Annotated in this window: 10 protein-coding genes; 1 reads left to right on the top strand and 9 read right to left on the bottom strand. The window is 64.7% G+C overall.

The window, feature by feature from the left end; genetic code table 11:
- Position 1 precedes the first annotated feature (1 nt).
- Positions 2 to 913, top strand: coding sequence for a carbohydrate ABC transporter permease (locus ACI3KU_RS02985; protein ID WP_404920803.1), 912 nt, complete (start codon positions 2 to 4; stop codon positions 911 to 913).
- A gap of 67 nt (positions 914 to 980) precedes the next feature.
- Here ACI3KU_RS02985 and ACI3KU_RS02980 read toward each other — a convergent pair whose 3' ends face one another.
- From ACI3KU_RS02980 to ACI3KU_RS02940, 9 genes are all read right to left on the bottom strand, one after another.
- Positions 981 to 1,724, bottom strand: coding sequence for a hypothetical protein (locus ACI3KU_RS02980; protein ID WP_404920802.1), 744 nt, complete (start codon positions 1,722 to 1,724; stop codon positions 981 to 983).
- Positions 1,708 to 2,646 carry a class C sortase gene (locus ACI3KU_RS02975; RefSeq protein ID WP_404920801.1) on the bottom strand — a complete coding sequence of 313 codons (939 nt, stop codon included), beginning with the start codon at positions 2,644 to 2,646 and terminating at the stop codon, positions 1,708 to 1,710. Before ACI3KU_RS02975 ends, ACI3KU_RS02980 begins: the two co-directional genes overlap by 17 nt.
- Positions 2,647 to 2,747: 101 nt before the next feature.
- Positions 2,748 to 4,346, bottom strand: a complete 1,599-nt coding sequence (locus tag ACI3KU_RS02970) for a SpaH/EbpB family LPXTG-anchored major pilin (protein ID WP_404920800.1) — start codon at positions 4,344 to 4,346, stop codon at positions 2,748 to 2,750.
- Between the two features lie 113 nt (positions 4,347 to 4,459).
- Complete coding sequence (locus ACI3KU_RS02965; protein WP_404920799.1) at positions 4,460 to 7,942, bottom strand: SdrD B-like domain-containing protein; 3,483 nt, start codon at positions 7,940 to 7,942, stop codon at positions 4,460 to 4,462.
- A gap of 268 nt (positions 7,943 to 8,210) precedes the next feature.
- Positions 8,211 to 11,726 carry an SdrD B-like domain-containing protein gene (locus ACI3KU_RS02960; RefSeq protein WP_404920798.1) on the bottom strand — a complete coding sequence of 1,172 codons (3,516 nt, stop codon included), beginning with the start codon at positions 11,724 to 11,726 and terminating at the stop codon, positions 8,211 to 8,213.
- A gap of 370 nt (positions 11,727 to 12,096) precedes the next feature.
- Positions 12,097 to 13,035 carry a class C sortase gene (locus ACI3KU_RS02955; protein WP_404920797.1) on the bottom strand — a complete coding sequence of 313 codons (939 nt, stop codon included), beginning with the start codon at positions 13,033 to 13,035 and terminating at the stop codon, positions 12,097 to 12,099.
- Positions 13,036 to 13,128: 93 nt separating this feature from the next.
- A complete protein-coding gene (locus tag ACI3KU_RS02950; RefSeq protein WP_404920796.1) occupies positions 13,129 to 14,685 on the bottom strand; it encodes a SpaH/EbpB family LPXTG-anchored major pilin in 1,557 nt (518 codons plus the stop codon).
- Between the two features lie 41 nt (positions 14,686 to 14,726).
- Positions 14,727 to 18,521: a SpaA isopeptide-forming pilin-related protein gene (locus ACI3KU_RS02945; RefSeq protein ID WP_404920795.1), complete on the bottom strand. Its 3,795-nt coding sequence runs from the start codon at positions 18,519 to 18,521 to the stop codon at positions 14,727 to 14,729.
- An 880-nt stretch (positions 18,522 to 19,401) separates the two neighbouring features.
- Positions 19,402 to 20,409, bottom strand: a complete 1,008-nt coding sequence (locus ACI3KU_RS02940; RefSeq protein WP_404920794.1) for a LacI family DNA-binding transcriptional regulator — start codon at positions 20,407 to 20,409, stop codon at positions 19,402 to 19,404.
- Between the last annotated feature and the right edge of the window lie 30 nt (positions 20,410 to 20,439).

Raw genomic sequence — 20,439 nt, 5'->3', positions numbered from 1 at the left:
GATGACCGACACCATCAACATCACCGTTCCCCGCAAGCGCCGCGACGGCATCTCCGCTGCCGCACCGGGCTCGCGGGTGCGCAAGCCCGTCAACGGACGAACCTTCAACCGGGTCGCCGCTGTGGTGCTCGTCATCTTCTCGGTGATCTGGCTCATCCCGAGCCTGTTCGCGCTGAAGACCGCGCTCACCGACAACGGCACGGCTGCGATCGGCGCCTCCGCGATTCTCAGCGACTGGAACCCGACGCTGTACTCGTTCTCGACCCTGCTCGGCTCGGGCGACATCTGGAACTGGTATCTGTCCAGCGCCATCACGTCCGTGGTGACGTCGGCGCTGACCGTGCTGTTGGCCTCGATGGCCGCCTATGCCCTTTCCCGTCTGAAGTTCCGCGGGTCGAACATCGTGCTGCTGCTGATCGTTCTGGGCATCATGATCCCCGGTCAGGTGCTCATCGTGCCGATCTTCCAGGAGCTGAACGCGCTGGGCCTGCTGAACACCTACTGGTCGGTGATCTTCCCGCAGGTGCCCGCGGTGATCGCGGTGTTCATCTTCAAGCAGTTCTTCGACTCGATTCCCCGCGAGCTCGAGGAGGCCGCCGTCATCGATGGAGCCGGTACCTGGCGCATCTACTGGTCGCTGATCATGCCGCTCAGCCGTCCGGTGATCGCTGCGGTGACCATCCTCACCTTCGTGGGCGTGTGGAACAACCTGCTGCTCCCGCTGTACGTGCTCTCCAACCCGGATCTGATGACGATTCCCGTGGGACTCGCCACGGTGCAGGGCAGCTTCGGTCAGCGCTACGCCGACATCCAGGCCGGCGCGATCCTCGCGGCGCTCCCGCTGGTGATCCTGTACCTGATCTTCCAGCGTCAGATCGTGGAAGGGGTGACGGGTTCCGGATTGAAGGGCTGAACCGTTCACATCATGCACCAGGCTCCCCTCCCTCGCGGAGAGGGGAGCCTGGTGCATGTCGCGGGAGTCAGGCCGCCGCGGCCTGAGCCATCGCGTCCCAGACCGCAGCGGGAATCTGCACGTCCGGCGCGGTATCAGTGCGGGTAGCGGTCCAGGGCGAGGCATCGTCAGCGGACACCCGTGCGGAGAAGTACTGCAGCTGACCATCGGCGTCGAGGTAGTAGCGCACCGGACTCGCGGCGGCATCCGGGGACCCGGTGCCCCCGGCCTCCCCCGGCCCCGTGAACACGTCGCAGGTCACGCCGCCCACGGTCTCCGTCCCCACCCACAGGTACTGACTCTGCTGCAGCAGTTGCGCGTTCTCCGGTCGGTCACTGGACAGGAGAAGCATCATACGCAGGAAGGTGTCGATGTCGCCCTCGCCGAGGTCGCGACCGGCCCAGGTGGACAGGTCTTCCCCCCGCGCCGCGTCGGTGCAGGTGAAGACGGACTTCTCCCCCCAGACCACGATCGACGTGGGCGTATCCGCCATCGTGACGAGGCCATACCCCGTGTGCGCCTGAGTGTCGAGCCGCACGGTCGCCTGGATCGGCAGCGATTCCGGGCCGGTGAGGGTGTAGTTCACGTGTTCGGCGAGGTAGTTCTTGAGCCGAAAGCTCGCCAGTAGCTCAGCCTCTGCCGCAGTTAGTGGCCGGGCCTGCGGTGATGCCGGCGTGTCCGGCGTGCACGCGGTCAGCGCCGCCAGCGCGACCACCCCCGCTCCGGCAAGGAACGCACGTCGGGTGAAGGCGGCGTCACGACGTGGCGTCATCGGGCGTCCCTTCGGGTGAGCGCCGCTGGCGCGGGGTCCGGTCCTTGTTCCCGCGACGCAGGAACCACCAGATCAGAATAATGCCCGCCAGGGTCACGCCCGCGTACACGACGAACCACCACGGGAACGGCACGACCACGGGACCCTCGCCACGGATCTCGTCCTCCGGTGGGGTGGGCGTCACGCGCGTGCCCGTCACCAGGATGCGGTGGGTGTTGATGCCGAGCGGCGTGCAGGTCACCAGGGTCACGAGGTCCTTCCCGGCCTCCTGCCGCAGACTCGCGGTGTCCTCTGGTTCGACCACCTTCGTCTCGATCACCTGGTAGGTGACGGTGTGCCCGAAGGTCGTGACGGAGAACGTGTCCCCTTCTTTCACCTTGTCGAGATCGGTGAACATGCGGGCATTCGCGAGCCCGCGGTGCGCGGTGAGCACGGAGTGCGTGTCTTCGCCGCCCACGGGAAGCGAAGTGCCCTGCAGGTGACCTGCACCGGCGAGCAGTGCCTCATCAGTGGTGCCGTGGTAGATCGGCAGATCGACGCTGATCGCGGGGATCTGCACGCGACCCATGACGCCGTTGCCCGCGTCGAGCAGTTTCCAGTAGTTCAGCTCATCATCGGCGAGGCTGCCCGAGCCCGTCGGCACGTTGGCGTTCGCCGCAAGGATGGCACCGGAGGAGAGTTTGGAGTTGTATTCCTCGGCCAGCGCGATCTGATCGTCCGGAGCGGGCGAGGCATCCACCACCTGCTGCTCGTAGCTTTCCACGGCAAGCGACTGGTTATACATGCTGACCCACGCCGCCGCCGTCGGGTACATGACCAGGGAGAGCCCCGCCCATGCAAGCACGCCCGCCATGATGACCAGAAATCGCGACGTGCGCTGTCGGCTCACCTGTTGGCGGCGCTGCTGTCGTCGTGTTGCCATGTCTTCCTCTTCCGGGCGGGTGTGCGGGTGATCACCCGTGCGAATTCATGGAGAATGCGGGGGCGCATGTGCGCCCCCGCATTCTCAGCTACTGCTGAGTGTCAGGACTCGTCGATGGTCGCGGTGCGACGACGACGGACCACGAACACGATCACGCCGGCAGCGACGAGGAACAGTGCAACGCCACCGATGGTGAGGATCATCTGTCCGTCAGAACCGGTCAGCGGCAACGCCGGAACGCCCTGCTGCTTGTTGGTGATGGTCACGATCGGGTTGATCGTGCCCACAGCACCCGGCTCCAGCACGATCTCGGTCAGTGCCGCGGCACCGGTGGGGAGCACGAAGCCCGCGGGGGCCTTGATCTCCTGCACCACGTAGCAGCGCTGCTGGAAGTCGTGGTTCGGCACGGTCGTGTTCGTCACGGTACCGTCGGTCGCGATCTCGAGCTCGGTGTCACCGACCCACAGACCCGGGATAGTAACCACACCGTTGGCGCCAGCCGTCACGACGTATGGGTTGGTCGTGCCAGGAACCGTCACCTGGGTGAGGTTCGCGAAGTCAGCAATGCAGCCGGCCGCATCGGTGTTGCTCATCCAGACGGTGAACTCGGCACCAGACAGGCCCTGACCGGAGTTGTCCGCGTTGACCTTCTTCAGCTCCAGCGCGCCCCAACGGGTCGTCACGATGTTCGTCGGCGTGTTGCCCGGAGGCGTTCCCGGCGGGATCGTGCCGATTTCGAGGTCGTTCAGGTTCACGAGTGCCTGGTTGTCGATCGTGCCGATCTCCGTGGCAGCCGCGGTGAAGCCCACCACGACGTACTGACCGGCGACGAGCTTGTCGAGCCCGGCCTGCAGGAACGTCACGACCAGCTGCTGACCGTTCCACACGAAGGTGTAGTCCGTGCCCTGTACGAAGGTCGCTCCGCCGAACACCTTCACGGTGATCTTCGAGGGGTCCTCGTCGGGGTCCAGACGCGGGTCCAGGTTGTCCGTGACGATGAACTTGTTGTAGTCCTCACCGGCGGGCAGCGCGGGGATCTTGACCGTGACCTCGTAGTCGATGGGTGCACCCAGCACCACACCGTTGTCGTCCTGGTGAACGATGTTCTTACGCGGGCCCTCGGCCACGGTGTTCTTCGGGTACACGTTGACGTCGTACACCCACTCACCCGTCAGGTTCGTCGGGTCCTGCGGGGTCGGCAGCGCCACAATGAACGGTGCGGCAGGCGCAACCACGTTGGCGGGGTGGGAGATCTCACGCACGAAGTACGGGCCGAGCGGAAGATCCGGCGTCTGTGACAGACCGGCCGAGTTGGTCGCCGGTGCCGACGCACAGTTGAGCAGGTCGTAGCTGCCGAGCGTGGTCACACCCGTCGCACCGGCCGCGGCCATCTCGCCGGCGGTGATCGCGTTGAGGTCGTCCCAGCCGTCGTTCGTGCCGTCGAACAGGTCGATCCCGTCGATCATGCAGTACTCGAACACAACACCGGCAACACCGGGCGTGTTCGGAGCCGTGCCGGAGCCGTCGGGCGTGCCCGCACCGTTACCGGGGTTCTCGTGCTTGTGGATGATGATCGAGCCGGTCTGAGTCGTGTCGATCTCAGCGGCGGAGGCAGCGGTCGCAGCACCCGCACCGGCAAGAGCCAGCACAGAGCCGAGCGCAACCCTGCGCAGCCAGCGCTGCTTGCGTGAGGTTGTCATTGCGTGATTTTCCGTTTCTTTCGGGTTTTCCGGGTTATCGGGACTGAGCAAATGAATTGAGAATAAGGAAATGAATGGGACTGAGGAAACTGAGGATCGAGAGGTCGTCGTGATCATGCCTCCTGGTGGGTGCGTCGGCGCCAGACGAGGAAGCAGACTCCCGCGGCCAGAACAATCAGGACACCGCCACCGGCGAAGAAGTAATCACTACCCCACCCACCCGTCAACGGGATCTCGGGAACACCCTGCTGCTGATTCTGAATATCGGGAAGCGTCGTGACCGCAGCATCACCAAGCACCGTGACCGCTACCGGGTCAGGCAGCAACACGAACCCAACAGGAGCCTTCGTCTCCACCAGAGAGTACGTGCCCGGCTTCAACCCGATGATCAAGAACTCACCCGCATCCGGATCCGTATCCGCACCCGTACACGCCGCAGCAGCAGCCTCAACACAGTCAACGACCACGATCGCCGGCCCGGTCGGCACGCCACCCGCATCCACCGGAGTGAGCTCCCACTCCGAACCCGCCAACACGTCACCCTGCGGATCAACCTTCTTCCACACCAGCGACGCCGAAATCGGGTTCACCACGGTCTTATCGAAATAGTGGTTGCGCATCTCACCGAACGCATCAGCCTTCACCGTGGCCTGGTAGGTGACCTTCGCCTCTTCACCCGGTTGCAACACACCCGTCCACGTCAACAGCTTCGTCACCGCGTCATACGACGCGACACCCAAACCGGCAGGATCGATCGTGATCGACGCCGGATCCAAATCCGCCTTCGACACCACATCCGTCAAATCATCCGACACCGAGAACGCATTCGACGCGACAGCACCCGTGTTCTTCACCGAAATCGTGTAAGAAACCACATCACCCGGGTTCACCAACGTGCCAGCAGCCGGAACAGCAACCTTGTCCCACGTGATGATCGGATGCTCCGTCGTGATATTCGGCTCCACCAGCACATTGCCGACAGTGCCCGTCGCACCCGCATCAACCACCACCGTGTACGTGATCTTCGCCGTCGTCGCCGCAGACAACGGCGCCGCAGCACTCGCCGTCCACACCACCGTCCGCGCCACCGCATCAAACACAATCGCACCACACGTCGCACCCACCGGGCCATCACACGACAACACCGGAACAGCACCCGCCGGCGACAACGTCGCCTTATCAAGCACCCCCGCCATATTGTCCGTCAACGTGCCCGTCGTGATCGACTGCGTCGCACTCGGATTCACCGCCGTCACCGTATACGTCACCGAATCACCCGGCTTCACCACCGACCCCGGAACCGGATCAGACGTCTTCCCAAACGCCGGCACCACCGGCAACGGAATAACATAACCCGCATCAATCGTGTGATCATTCTGACCCGGCCCACCAGCCGTATACACGAACGTGCCATCTGCAGGATTCGGGTTCGAGTCGATGCGCTTGTTGGACCCGACGCCCTGAGACGTGAAGCTCAGATCTGCCCAGGGCCGTGTTCCCACTGTGCCGCCGAGGTCTACCGTGCCCGTCGTCGGAGCAATGAACTTGATCGTATAGTCACCACCATACGGAACAAACTGACCACCCAAATCGGCATCGGCCGTCGAGAAGTAATACTCACCACGAGCGTTCGTGGTACGCGTCCCGATCACAACACCGTTCTTGATCAGCTGCACAGTAACGCCAGCAAGAGCCGTCTCATCCGCACCCTGAACGCCGTCGTTGTTCGCGTCGAACCACACCCGGTTACCGATCTGCAACGGAGCGTTGTTACACAACGCCTCAATATCAGCAAGACCAGCACCCTTACCAAAGCTAGTGGTCACGCTGAGATTCCGAATAGTTGCGGAGGTGTTGACGTTGGCGCTCGACATGCCGTTCGTCATCGCACCACCCGCGTCGAGCTGGTCGCTCACAACGCCGAGTTCGGTGGGCACATAGACAATGCCGCTGAAGTAGGTTTCGTTGTGAAATTGCGCTCGCTGCTCGTTCTTAAAGAACTCGCCAAACGCGTTCTTCGCAGCATCAGGGCAGCCGCCGTTCACGTCAAACACGTAGCCTTGATAGTTCTGTGTCGGTGAGCAGGCGAGAAGAAGGTCACCAGCGGGTGATGCCCACCCCATGTATGAGGTCGTGTCGTCGAGATATGTGCTTGCGTAAGGGTACATATCCGGGTTGCGATCACGGAAGCTCACCATCATCGCTCCATCGTTGCGGAACTCGATGTCACCGAGCAGCGGCTGTGCCCACACGAAACCCGACGAGATGCAGATCCCGGTGGCCGGCGCCACGAAAGTGTCCACCCACGGACGCCAAATGCCGCTGCCACAGGCGGGGCTGGTATACGCGTTGTCACGAGGGTACGTCAAGGTCTGGTTTAGCACCGTCTGGCCAGTGAATGCCATGTCAGAGAGATCACCGGCAGTGCCGATGGTCATCGTATGAATCGCAGCACTGAGCGTCGTCGAGCACACACCCCCGACGTATAGAAGCCCGTCACGCTCACCCATGCCCATTGGCCGCCACTCGTTCGCGTCAGCGCACCCTGAAGGGATCGGAATAGTCTTCAGAATAGGCGCGGCTCCGGACGTGTCAGACGCGCTGTATACGTAGATCTGCTTGTCAAACATGTTCACGGCGAACAGGTAGCGTCCGTCGTCGCTCACGTCGACGTCGCCCAGACTCTCCTTGCCGACAACGGACCGGAATGCAACATCCATCCGCGTCAGCGAATGACCGGTGGTTCCGGTGTTCGGAACTGTTGTGAAGATCGTCGGAACGCTCGGCTGTGTCGTCGCCGTCGCCGCAGATGACACGAAGATCGCCCCGCTCCCGGCCGCACCATACTGTGCAGCGCGCTTCGCATACGCGCCGGTGAACACACGGAATTCCGGACTGGTCGTCGTGGGGCGTCGCACACCGATGCCGTAAACGCCTCCACCGGTCACGTTGTTCGTGGTGATCGTCGCAGGAGCTGCGGTGAGCGCGTAGTTCGATGTGAACAGTGTGCGCTGGTTCGTTTCCCACGCGGAGCCCGAGGTGTTCAACCCTGGTTGGCAGGCGTTGACGATGGTCGGGTTGTTTTGGCAGTAGTCGGTGGGGTTCCAGAACCCAGTGAGCACCGACACGGTCTTCCCCGCCGAGATGTCGACGAACTCCTCGTTCGACGACATAGCGGTGCCGCTCGGCGTACCCGTTGTGGCCGCGGGCGCCGAGTAGAGCGCACCCGGGTTCGGGTTGATCACCTCGACGCGGTACTTGCCGCCGACAAGCGGCGACGTCGCGCCGTTGAAGGTGGCCACACCACTCGCGTTGGTGGTGAGCGTCGTCGACGCGCCGGCATTGTCGGTAATGACAACCTGCACGTTCGCCAGTCCCGGCTCCAGCGTCGCGGTTCGCGCGCCATCACCGTTGGCCTCGCGGACGACCGTCACCGTCAGAGTGCCGTCGCCTGGCGCGGCGACGGCCGGCTGCGCGAATGGCGATAGCAGCCCGGCCGCAAGCGCAACAACGCCAGCGACCAGCGCCGAGCGGCGCAGTCCGCGAACACCGAGGCGCGTTGTGTCGCCTCGGCCGCGTGGATGAGTGAACGTCATCGATTCCCCTTGATATTGCAGCACGAATACTGTCGTCTTCCTCGTCGCATCCCCATGCGTGAAGAAGGGACCCCCACGTCGCCACGAGGACCAACGGCGGGAACCGCTCGTTCACGTAGGGACGTTCGGATCAGACTGACAGACGGTTGTTGCATCTGCCACATTTGAGGGAGCTTTGACCCCACCGCAGGGGTCATGCCCAGCGTTCGCCGCACGCCACCTTCACGGTAGGCACCGCCGTTGCAGGCGAGTGATCGCTCGTCCATGATCATGCCTCCTGGTGGGTGCGTCGGCGCCAGACGAGGAAGCAGACTCCCGCGGCCAGAACAATCAGGACACCGCCACCGGCGAAGAAGTAATCACTACCCCACCCACCCGTCAACGGGATCTCGGGAACACCCTGCTGCTGATTCTGAATATCGGGAAGCGTCGTGACCGCAGCATCACCAAGCACCGTGACCGCTACCGGGTCAGGCAGCAGCACGAATCCGACAGGAGCCTTCGTCTCCACCAGCGAGTACGCGCCCGGCACCAGTCCGATGACCAAGAACTCACCCGCATCCGGATCCGTATCCGCACCCGTACACGCCGCAGCAGCAGCCTCAACACAGTCAACGACCACGATCGCCGGCCCGGTCGGCACGCCACCCGCATCCACCGGAGTGAGCTCCCACTCCGAACCCGCCAACACGTCACCCTGCGGATCAACCTTCTTCCACACCAGCGACGCCGAAATCGGGTTCACCACGGTCTTATCGAAATAGTGGTTGCGCATCTCACCGAACGCATCAGCCTTCACCGTGGCCTGGTAGGTGACCTTCGCCTCTTCACCCGGTTGCAACACACCCGTCCACGTCAACAGCTTCGTCACCGCGTCATACGACGCCGCACCCAAACCGGCAGGATCGATCGTGATCGACGCCGGATCCAAATCCGCCTTCGACACCACATCCGTCAAATCATCCGACACCGAGAACGCATTCGACGCGACAGCACCCGTGTTCTTCACCGAAATCGTGTAAGAAACCACATCACCCGGGTTCACCAACGTGCCAGCAGCCGGAACAGCAACCTTGTCCCACGTGATGATCGGATGCTCCGTCGTGATATTCGGCTCCACCAGCACATTGCCGACAGTGCCCGTCGCACCCGCATCAACCACCACCGTGTACGTGATCTTCGCCGTCGTCGCCGCAGACAACGGCGCCGCAGCACTCGCCGTCCACACCACCGTCTTCGCCGTCGCGTTGAACACGATCGCACCACACGTCGCACCCACCGGACCCTGACACGTCAACACCGGAACAGCACCGGCCGGAGACAGCGTCGCCTTGTCCAAAACAGCCGACATGTTGTCGGTCAACGTGCCCGTCGTAATCGACTGCGTCGCACTCGGATTCACCGCCGTCACCGTATACGTCACCGCATCACCCGGCTTCACAACCGTCCCCGGAACCGGATCAGACGTCTTGGCGTACTGCGGCTCGGGAGGTGCTGGAATGATGTAGCCCGCATCAATCGTGTGATCATTCTGACCCGGCCCACCGACGTGGAGGTTGTACCTACCAGTGATCGGATCGGGGTTCGAGTCGATGTTGCGCTGCGGGCCGGTCTCCGCCGTGGTGAGCACCAGATCGGTCCACGGCCGTGTTCCGGTGGGCGTACCCAGGTTTACCGTGCCAGTCGCGGGCTTCACGAACTCCACCACATAGTCGGTGTCCGGCGTGATTGCCGCCGTGGTCAGCGAGGAGAAGTAGTACTCGCCGCGAGCGTTGGTGGTGGTCGTCGCGATCACCGTGCCGTTCTTGATGAGGTTCACGCGCACGTTCGGCAACGGTACCTCGGCAGCGCCCTGCGTGCCGTCTCGGTTCTCGTCGAACCAGACCCGGTTTCCGATCTGGATCGGTGCCAGGTCGCAGAGTGCCTCGATGTCACCGAGTCCCTGACCCTTGCCGAACGACCCGCTTCCTGGCCCGGTGCCGCCTCCCGCAATCACCTGCAGCGAGGGTCCTGCCGCCGCATTGCCGGTTCCCGGCGCAAACACGCTCGTGTTCGTCATGCCATCGGAATAGATGGCGTTCGTGGGATTGATGGAGTTCGTGACAACGCCGGTCTCGGTCGGGATGTACACGATCCCGCCGTAGTAAGACTCCGTGTGAACATTGTTCCCCCAGAAGTCACGCCGAACATCATTGCTGAAGTACTCGGTCGTGCGTCCGCATCCCCCATTGACATCGAAGACGTAGCTTCCGGTGACATCGGTGCAGGCCCGCAGCAGGTCTCCGCCGGATACGTAGTTCGCGTTGGTCGTCCACCCCGCTGCGTTCTGCTTGGACAGACGGGAGCCGTACTGATCTGCGCCGCGATCACGGAAGCTGGCGAGCATGGTGCCGTCGAGGAGGAACTCGATGTCGGCGAACATCGGCTGGGCGTAGGTGTACTGATACTGGCCCCCACCGCCGACGGTGGCACACTCAACCGGACCGATCGCATTCACCCACGGGTGCCAAGTTGCGTTCGGGCAACTGCCGCTACCCGGGTCATAGACCGTGTTTCCACGCGTGTACGTGAGACCCTGACTGAGAACCGAATCGTTGTTCATGGCCATGCCGGCCGCGGTCGCGCCGATGGTCATCGTGGTGACGTGCGCGGTGAGGCTCTGCGAGCACACGCCGCCGATGTAGAGCTTGTCGTCGATGTCGCTGAGTCCCAGAGCGTGCGGGCGCCATTCGGTCGGGTCCGCGCACTGCGACGGGATCGGGAGCACGGCGCTGGGAGCCGACGCCGTGGGCTGCGTGGCGTCGTACACGTACAGCTGTCGGTCGTTCATGTTCACCGCGAACAGCCATTTGCCGTCATCGGTGATGTCGATGTCGCCGAGCGACTCCTTGCCGACCACCGGTGTGAAGTCGTGGTCCTGGCGAGGATTCAGGACGTGCGCCGTGGTCCCCGCGTTCGGCACCGTCGCGAACAGCGTCGTTGCACCGCTCGTGGGGTTCACCGCGAAGATGGCACCCTGACCGGACGCGCTGTACTGTGCGGCGCGCTTGGCGTAGGCGGACTGATACAGCGTCCGCGTCACGCGGTTGTACGCGACGCCGTAGGTGGTCCCCGTCGTGCTGGTCTGGTTGAGCGTGGTTGCTGCGGTGTTCAACTGATAGTTGGTCAGCACCATCGATTTGTCGGTGTCCCAGTTCGTTCCTGCGGCGTTCAGTCCCTCATTGCAGACATCGGCGATGCGAGGGTTGGACTGGCAGTAATCACCCGGGTACCAGAACCCGGTCGTCATGGTCACGTTCTTGTTGGCGCTGAGATCGATGAATTCCTCATTGGACGACAGCGCAGCCCCGGGTGTTCCGGCGAGGGACGCGAATGCAGGGAAGAGCACGCCGGGACGCGGATTGACCACCTCTACCCGATATCTCCCACCGGTGAGGGTGATCGCCGCCCCGCCGATGATCAGCTGACCGCTCGCATTGGTTGTCAAAGACTGCTGCGCACCGGCGGCATCGGTGAGAATGACCTGCACCCCGGCCAGCCCCGGCTCCAAGGTCGCATTTCGGGCACCATCCGCGTTGACATCGCGGATCACCGTGAGCGTGAGGGTGCCGTCGCCGGGAGCGGCGGATGCGGCAGGAGCGAACGGAGAGAGCAGCCCCACGGTGACGGCGACGATGCCGACGGCAAGAACTGCCCGACGGAGCGCCGAGAGGACTCGACGCGCTCCGCGCCCCGCCTGGTGGGCGCGGTGTGATCCGAGGGACGTCTGGGCCGGGGGTGTCATGACGTGTGTGACCTTCATTGCCGTGATCGCGAAAGGGGGACTTGATCAAACCGACAGCAAGTGGATTCCCCGGGCGAACCTGGGAGTCACCTGTGTGCTCCGGGGCCAGTGTGGCAGGCGCATGTGTATGGTGCCACTCCCGGGTACGGATTGTCCCCAACGTTGGGGTCATTGTCGCTCGGGGCGGATCTCGGTTCGCTCAGTGGAGCCGGTTCGCTCAGTGGAGCCGGTTCGCTCAGTGGAGCCGGTTCGCTCAGTGGAGCCGGTTCGCTCGGCGGAGCGGCTCGCTCGGCGGAGCGGCTCGTGAGTGAGCTTTGGCTCGACGCAGCGAACAGTGCGGGCGTAGCTGTTCTGGCAAGCCTCGTCCCGTTCAGCGAGCGTCCTCAACTCCAGCCCGCGACAGTGACTCGGTCTGCCGCCGCCGCGCCTTGGCTGCGGCTAGACGCACACGAACGCGGGCATCGTTGAATCCGGACCACCACACGTAGGCCGTCGCGACGAGGAGCGCCACGAGAATACCGACAGCCCACCACGGGAATCCGGGGATATCGGGAGCCTGACCGGCCGCGGCGATGTCCTTGACCGGGGTCGGGGTGATCCGCTCCCCCGTCACGAGGATGCGGTGCGTGTTGATCCCGAGCGGCGTACAAGTGACCAGAGTGACGAGGTCCTCGCCGGGGATCGCACGCAGAGCGTCGGTATCTTCGGGGGCGACGACCTTGGTCTCACGCACCCGATACGTCAGGACCTCGCCGAAGACCTCAATGGTAAAGGTGTCCCCCACCTTCACCTGGTCGAGATTCGTGAACATCGCCGCATCGGCGAGCCCGCGATGCGCGGTGAGCACCGCGTGGGTGTCGGCTCCGCCGATGGGAAGGCTCGACCCCTCCAGGTGTCCGACGCCCTCGAGCAGAACGGCGTCGCTGGTGCCGTGGTAGATCGGCAAATCCACGTCGATGGACGGGATCTTGACGCGGGCCATGAGCCCCTGCGCGTTCATGCTCAGGATGCTCGGATAGTCGAAGCTGTCGTCGTTGAGGGTTCCGCTGCCGACCGGGACGTTGCTGTTCGCCTTCACCTGCACGCCGGAGGTGAGCGCCGCGTTGTATGCCGCCGCCTGCCGAAGCTGTTCTGCCGCGCTCGGGTTGGAGTCCTCCACCAGCTCGGCCACATTGCCGATCACCTGCGACTGGTTATAGGAGGTGAACCACTGAGCGGTGGACGGGTAGAGAAACAGCCCGCTCCCGCCGAGGATGAGGATGGCGAGCAACCAGGTGACAACCCCTGGCCGCCAAGAGGTGCGCAGCACGTGCGCGCCTCCGGAAGAATGCGAAGACCGGGGCCGAGAGAGCAGCGCGGACGCTGCGGACTCTCGACCCCGGTTCGGCATATCAGATGCTGCTTACAGCTGAGCTGCCTGGCGACGACGACGCGCCACGATCAGCACGAAGCCGACCGCGAGCACCGCAGCGCCACCACCGAGCATGAGCACCTGACCGGCGGCACCGGTCAGCGGCAGGCTCGGAACGGACTGCTTGGTGTTCTTCACGTCGATGTCGACCGTCGCGGGCGATCCGGTCGTGACAGCCACGGCGGTCTTGGCCGCGTCACCGGTGGGCAGGATGTAACCGGCGGGAGCCGCGGTCTCGATGATCACGTAGCAACGCTGCGTGGCGTTGATCGGCGCGTTCTTCGAGTCGGACACGAACAGGCCCGCGACCGCCACGACACCGTTGGCGTCGGTGGTGAAGTCGGTGACGCCGTTCACGCTGATCGCGGAACCGGTGGTCACCTTCGACACGCAGGGCTGACCCGCTGCGACGTAAGCCGGGTCGGCCGCGAACACCTGGAAGGTGGCACCCGAAAGGGTGAGGTTGTTGCCCGCATCGCTCTTCTGGATCACCAGGTTGCCCCAGTTGGTGGTCACCTCGTTGGAGGGCACACCCGGGCCGGGGTTGGTGTCGCTGTCGCCCGAGGGGTCGTTCACGAAGAGCGTCGCCTTGTTCGGGATGACGCCATCGCCCACGGAAGCGACCACACCGGAGAAGGTGGTGACCACGCTCTTGCCGCCCTGGCTCTTCAGCCAGGTGAGGCCGGCAGCAGTGAAGACGACGCGAACGTCGTTAGCGTTGTTCGGGTTGACGGTGACCGTGTAGTAGCTCGGGTCCACGGCCGTGCCGTCGACCGTCACCGAAGCGACGGAGACGGGGGTCAGGCGCGGGTCCAGCACGTCACGCACGATGTAGGACTGCAGCTGGTCTGCGGAGGCGATGGTCGGGATGCTCGTGGTCACCGGGAAGGAGACCGTGGAGCCCAGGCCCAGCTGACCGGCCGGCTGGCTGGTCACGTCCTTCGTGATGCTCGCGTTCACGTTCTTCGGGTACGCATTGACGTTGTAGATCCAGGTGTCGTTGTACGGCATCGGCACGGCGATCACGAAGGGCGCTGCCTTCGTGACGATCGTGGTGGGGACTCCACCGACGGTCGCTCCCGCGGTGTTCGTCTCGCACACGGCATAAGCGGTGCGGGAGGTTCCCGTGGGGAACGCGATCGAGCCGTCGGGGCCCGTGGTTCCGGTGAGCGTGGTCGTGCTCGCCGTGAAGCCAGCGGGGCCCGTCACCTGGCAGTTCGCGTCGAGGGTGACCGCTGACAGGCCGTTCCAGTCGGCGAAGTTCGCGAGGTTGATCGGCTGGCCGTTGTAGTTCAGCTGGTAGAGGGTGAACTCCACACCCGCCACGGCCGCGCCGGAGACGGAGCCGCTGCCGTCGGGGTTCGCCCCTGCGGTGGAGCCTGTCTCCAGGTGCTTGTGGATGGTGATCGACCCGTTGGTGGTGGTGTCGATGTTGCCGGGCGCAGCCGACGCAGCGGTCGCTCCCCACAACGTCGCGGCCCCTACCGCCACGATACCGAGCAGGCTGGCGGCCACGCGGCCGGTCCTGCGCGAGGTGGATGCAGACATGGTGTTCCTTTCAGGAAAACACGGAGGTGTTTCGGGTGTGGTTATCGGGATGAGATGTCAGTGGCGCGCAGCAGCCGCTGCCCGCGCCGGTGGCGGATGAATGCGACGGTCAACAGCGCAAGGAGCGCGCCGCCGCCACCGAGCAGGAAGCCGTCGGCCCCGAGCCCGCCGGTGAGCGGGATCGTGAGGGGCGGCTGCTGCTGATTCACGAAGGCGCCGAGATCCACCTGCAACTGTGCGGGAGAGGCGACGCCGATCGAGAACGTGTGCGGGGTGGAGTCCAAGACGAACCCGGCGGGTGCCTTGGTCTCCGTGAGGGTGTAATTCCCCCAGGCAAGACCGGATACCGAGAAGAACCCGGGCCGCTGGTCTTTGTCGGTCGCGGACGCGCACGCCGCGGCGGTTGCGCCGACACAGTCGATGACCGCGGTGGTGACGGAACTCGCGCCGGTGGGTCCGATCAGCGACCACTCCGAGCCCGCGAGCGCGGTGGCGGACGCGTCGGTCTTGGACCAGGTCACGGTGCCCGTGCGCTTCGCGTTGGTCACGGTGACGGTCACGCGCGACGCGGCGAGGGTGACGGCATGCACGGCGGGAGCGACGATGTCGTACCCCGGCGGGGCCGCGGTCTCCTGCAGCAGATACTGTCCAGCCACCAGGCCGGTGGTCCACAGAATCTGGCCGGCGGCTGACGTGGTCAGCGCTGTGCCGACCATGGTATCGGTTCCCGGCTCCAATGTGCCGTTTCCGTTCACGTCCTTCCAGAGCTGGAATGTGGCTCCGGCAAGGGTGACAGTGGGCGACGCGGCGTCCACCTTGATCAGTTCGATCTCGGGAGCGGGTGGCTTGTTGGTGAAGGTGCAGAGGATGTCTGCTCCGTTGCCCGACGCCGCGGGAGCCGTGAATTGGCCCGTCGACCCGCTGCCGCTGGCGATCTGCGTGCCCGACCGTTGATCGACGCACGCCCATGATGACGAATACGATGTCAGGTTCGTGGTGCCGCTCGCGGTCTCCGTGATCGTGTATGAGTTGCCCGGGAGCCCGATCACCGGTCCGGCGACCTCCCCCGCCTCCTGGTTCTGGATGCCAGTCTCGGTGCCGGTGGTGAGGCCCGTGTTCCCCACGTTCAGTCCACCGCCAGTGACCGCGAGTGCGAACTGATCCGTAGGCACGATGCGTCCGTTAGGGAGATCCTTCTGAAGGCGGATGACCTGCGGAGATGCGCAGGAGGCGAAGTCTCGGATGGAGTTCGTCGTCGGCGACAGCGTCTGCCACGTTCCAACGACAGCCCCGGATGCGGGGTTCACCTTCGCGATTTGCTCCAGCGCGGTTCCCACGGCGCCCGCGCCGACATAGAGGTAGCCATCGGGCCCGAAGGCGACGGAGTTGGGTGCACTGACCGCACCCAGGTTGGAGATGATGCGTGATGCAAGCAAGGGTGGCGTGGTGCTGCCCGTCGTGGGCACCGTATCGGTCACGACCAACAAGGCGCCGTCAGTGACCACGAAAAGGCGCCCCGCTGCATCAAAGACGAAGTCTCCGTTGAAGGCACCGCTCGGGAGCGCCACCCGTCCGACGCTGCCTACGATCGGCTGGCCGGTGAGCGTGTTGAACCCATAGATGTAGAGCTCGCCGCCGCTCAGCGTGCCGAAGTAGTACACGCCCGTGGCGGGGTTGTAAGCGCCCATGATGAAGGCGCCATTGGGCGTCTTGATGTTGGGCACGGTCCCCGCCGTCGTCGTGACCCCGCCGACCACGTGGTAGACGATGGCCGACGTCTGGCTGACGCCGGGGATGGTGGTGTCAGTCTGGTTCACGAACCAGAACTCCTGGAATCCTGCCCCGACGGCGAGGGCGTTCGTGAGCGTGTCCGTGCCTGTCGTCGTCACGATCGATGTCATCTGAGCCGCGGCGGAATCGATGGACCAGATCTTGGACGGGGCCGACCGGTCCAGCCCGTAGATCCCGTTCACATCGCATGTGGCGGACACGGGTTTGTTCGTGATGGTGCACGCCACCGCGTCGCCCGGCGCAATGCCCGTGATCGGAGCCCCCTGCGCGTTGGGGAGCGTGATGGTGCGGGAGGAACCATCCACCGACGTCACAAGGCAGCTCCCGCTGACGAAGTCGTACCCCGGACGCTGTGTCTCTGAAACGATGGCCGTGACTCGAGTTGCCGCGGTGGACAGCTTCAGCGACCATACGGCATCACCCGACGCGTTCGACACCTGCGTGGTTGCCGTCGGCGTGCGGGTGACCGTGCCGGGAGCAGCAGTGAAGGCGGCACCCAGGGTCCACCCCACACCAGGCAGCGGATTCTGGCCTGCGAAATCGGTGACCGTCTTGTGAATGACCACCGAAGCGGTAAGCGGAGTGTTCGTGTAGACGCAGTTCGCGGCCGTGGCGGACGAGGGAATCGTGATCGACCCCGTCGTGGTGATCCCTGAGGCGAAGGAGGTTCCGCCCGATGTGCAGGAGTAGGTCGTCGAGTAGTTCGCGAGCGACCCACCCGATGACGCTTCGACCACCTGGTAGGCACCGTTGCGGACCACCGGCAGCGGCCCCGCCTGTGCGGACTGCAGTCCCGTGGCGGCGCCTGACGTGGTCGCGGTGCCAAAGGTGGCCGGGCTCGCACCGCTGCGCACGGTGAGGGTGAACTGGTCGTTCGTCGCGAAACGACTGGTCACAAACTTCTGCAGGGTCAGGGTGACGGGCGGCTCGCAGCTGGCAAGATCTGTGGTGGTGGCGTCGATTCCCACGGTGGATCCGATGCGAACACCCGTGGACGGATCGAACTGCGCCATATTGGCACCGCTGGACAGGTACATGGAGCCATCAGCCTTGAAGGCGATGCCGGTCGTGCCGTTCATCGTTGGCGTGCCAGCGAGCGTCTTCGGCGTGGTGGCCGCGCGGGCGATCGTTCCGCCCGCGGCCGAAGCGATCGCGTCAGCGCTGACGATGTACCACGTCATGGAGGTGGAGGACATCGCGGCGATGTACAGGTTGCCCGCGCTGTCGAACACCATGTCGCCGATCGTCTGACCGCCCGTGGCAACTGTGCCGAGGAGGCGGAACAGGTTCGTCACCGGGTCGTACTCGTAGAGCTGGAAGTTGGTGCCGCTGGCGCCGCCGACGATGTACCGGCCGTTGACGGGGTTGATGGCACCAGAGATCAGGGCGGCACCTGTCGTGCGTGTGAAGGAGCTGCCCGGGATGCTCTCCCATACTCCGGTGGTGGCGCTATACCGGAGGATCGAGGAGATGCCCAAGGTGTTTCCTGTAGCGCCCTGCGTGAACGCGTACATGGTGGAACCGTCGGCGGAGATCGACAGGCCGTTGGCCGTCGTCGTTGCACTCCAGCCACCGAACGTCGTGAGTACGGGCGATCCGGTGGGCGAGTACTGCGCGACAGTGCCGTTGGACTGCAGGATGTAGGCGTAGTCCGCACCGCAGACCGCGAGCGGACCGACGGCGAGCGGAGCGACCAGGTCGGTCTCGGTCGCCGCAGGCGTCTTCGACACCACCTTGGTCGGTGCGGACGGCTCGACAGCGGTCGGAGAGTCCGAGATCGCGGGCGCCTCGGTGTCGGTCGGCGCAGGCGACGCAGTGTCAGTCGGCGCCGTGTCCGTCGGCGCAGTGTCTGTGGGGACCGAAGTCGCGGTGTCGGTGGGCTCCGAAGTCGCGGTGTCGGTCGGCTCCGAAGTCGCGGCGTCGGTCGGCTCCGAAGTCGCGGTGTCGGTGGGCTCCGAAGTCGCGGTGTCGGTCGGCTCCGAAGTCGCGGCGTCCGTCGGCGCGGAAGACGCGGCGTCTTCACCCGCAGGCGCAGGGATCGACACTGTCGGTGACGGCGATGTGAGAGGAAGCGTGACCGCAGAGACACCGGAGGCCGTGCTCACTCCTGCGGTGAGCAAGATTCCCGCGCACAGTGCGGACGCCAGAACGATACGAACCGTTCGCATCCGCCCACGACGAGACGTAATGAAAGACATGCAATTCCCCACTGGCAACAAAAAACCGTTGCCTTCCGAGTGCAGCCCCTGCTCCCGGAAGGATCCCCTCAGTCCGGTCACGGGAGCGCTCGGCGGGAACCGAGAGCCAACGTGGGGACGTTGCTCACTAGGGTCACAGGTCGGTTGCCTACCCACCATCATCCGACGATATTTGACCCCAATATTGGGGTCAAATATCGATATGACTCGACTGCGCAATCGTCACCTCATATGGTTTCTGCGCGAGTCTCGCCGGTGCCCTCTCCACAACCGACACCTGACAACGACCTCGGGACATACCGGAGAACATCGCGTTGCCGGAGGGCGCCTCGCTCGCACTCCCGCCTGTGAGCGTGAGCGGCGCCCCGCGAGGTGGCCGATGTTCGGTGCAGGGTGTGCCACATGTTCGCCAACCTTGACCCCCATGCGGGGGTCAACATCGGCGCGTCGAATGTCAGCGGGCGAAGAAGTTCGTATTCTGGCGTTCGCAGCGGCACTGTCGGAGGTCTGCTGCCAGGCGCACACGCGTGACGTTCCGGGGGGATCCTCATCTCATGTGCGCCATCGATGCGCAGTGCTCTCTTCCTCCCCCTGGGGAGAGCACTGCGCATCATTCTTCGGTGCTGGTGGTGCCCCTCTTCTCCCCCGGGGCGGGAGCGCTGCGCATCGATCTCGGCTCCTTCCCGGGCCGTAGAGGAGCGAATGGCGCGCTAGGGAATCGGGGGAATCACAAACGTGTCGCGGTGCTGGCCCGTTCCACGATCACGTGGCCGACCGTGGTGACCGTCTGCGCAGCAGTGCGATCCGAGATGCGCGTGGCGAGGCGATCCAGTGCGGCGTTCGCGAACGCGGTCTTATCGAACGACACCGTCGTCAGCGGCGGGGTAGCGAACTCGCCGTCCGCCACGTCGTCAAAGCCCGCAACCGAGACGTCGTCGGGCACCACGATGCGTCGTCGCCAGAGCTCGTTCAGCACCCCGATCGCCAGCGAGTCGGTGAAGCAGAAGATGGCCTCGGGGACCGGATGCTCATCGAGGTAGCGGTTGATGGCCGTCGCTCCACCCCGTGGAGTCCAATCGTCGCAGGAGATCTCCCGGCTCGCGTCCGCCGCGATGCCGGCATCCGCGAGCGCGCGGCGATACCCGCGGGTTCGCAGCACCGCCGTGGAGGTCCCCGACCCCTGGTCCGAGCCCACCACCGCGATGAGGCGATGACCCCGGCGGATCAGGAGGCTCGTCATGTCGTAGGCCGCTTGATCGGGATCGACGCGCACCTGGTCAAGCGCGGGTTGCTCGACCTCGCCGATGACGACTGCCGGCGGAAGGTCCGAGTCGTCGGGGAGATCCAGCTCATCGATGACCGTGGGGTTCAGAATGAGGCCGTCCACGAGGCGCGCTCGGGCTCGGAGCAGAAGTTGGGCCTCTCGATCAGGGCGACCCCCGGTCTCCTCGATCTGGACTCCCCACCCCCGTGCGTGCGCAGCTTCGACGAAGTGGTGTGCCATCTCGGCGGAGTATGGGGTGGCGAGGTCTGGAAGCGCGAGCGCGATCACTCCGGAGCGTCCGTTACGGAGTCCGCGCGCGGACAGGTTGGGGACGTAGTCCAGCTCCCGCAGCGCCGCCTCCACGCGGTCCTTGGTCTCCGGGCGCACGAAGACGTTTCCGTTGATCACGTTGGAGACGGTCTTCGCGGACACGCCGGCGCGAGCTGCGACGTCCTTGACGGTTGCGCGCATTCCTGCCCTTCTTCCCGGCCCGGCGAACAG

It is taken from the genome of Microbacterium sp. ZW T5_56 (assembly GCF_044987425.1).
Classification (GTDB): domain Bacteria; phylum Actinomycetota; class Actinomycetes; order Actinomycetales; family Microbacteriaceae; genus Microbacterium.
The sequence above is the reverse complement of the archived record's forward strand: the minus strand, read 5'-3'. Positions and strand labels throughout refer to the sequence as shown.

Excerpts from the sequence above, each read along its gene's own strand:
- ACI3KU_RS02985 (WP_404920803.1), top strand. The coding sequence starts at position 2 with ATGACCGACACCATCAACATCACCGTTCCCCGCAAGCGCCGCGACGGC.
- ACI3KU_RS02980 (WP_404920802.1), bottom strand. The coding sequence starts at position 1,724 with ATGACGCCACGTCGTGACGCCGCCTTCACCCGACGTGCGTTCCTTGCC.
- ACI3KU_RS02975 (WP_404920801.1), bottom strand. The coding sequence starts at position 2,646 with ATGGCAACACGACGACAGCAGCGCCGCCAACAGGTGAGCCGACAGCGC.
- ACI3KU_RS02970 (WP_404920800.1), bottom strand. The coding sequence starts at position 4,346 with ATGACAACCTCACGCAAGCAGCGCTGGCTGCGCAGGGTTGCGCTCGGC.
- ACI3KU_RS02965 (WP_404920799.1), bottom strand. The coding sequence starts at position 7,942 with ATGACGTTCACTCATCCACGCGGCCGAGGCGACACAACGCGCCTCGGT.
- ACI3KU_RS02960 (WP_404920798.1), bottom strand. The coding sequence starts at position 11,726 with ATGACACCCCCGGCCCAGACGTCCCTCGGATCACACCGCGCCCACCAG.
- ACI3KU_RS02950 (WP_404920796.1), bottom strand. The coding sequence starts at position 14,685 with ATGTCTGCATCCACCTCGCGCAGGACCGGCCGCGTGGCCGCCAGCCTG.
- ACI3KU_RS02940 (WP_404920794.1), bottom strand. The coding sequence starts at position 20,409 with ATGCGCGCAACCGTCAAGGACGTCGCAGCTCGCGCCGGCGTGTCCGCG.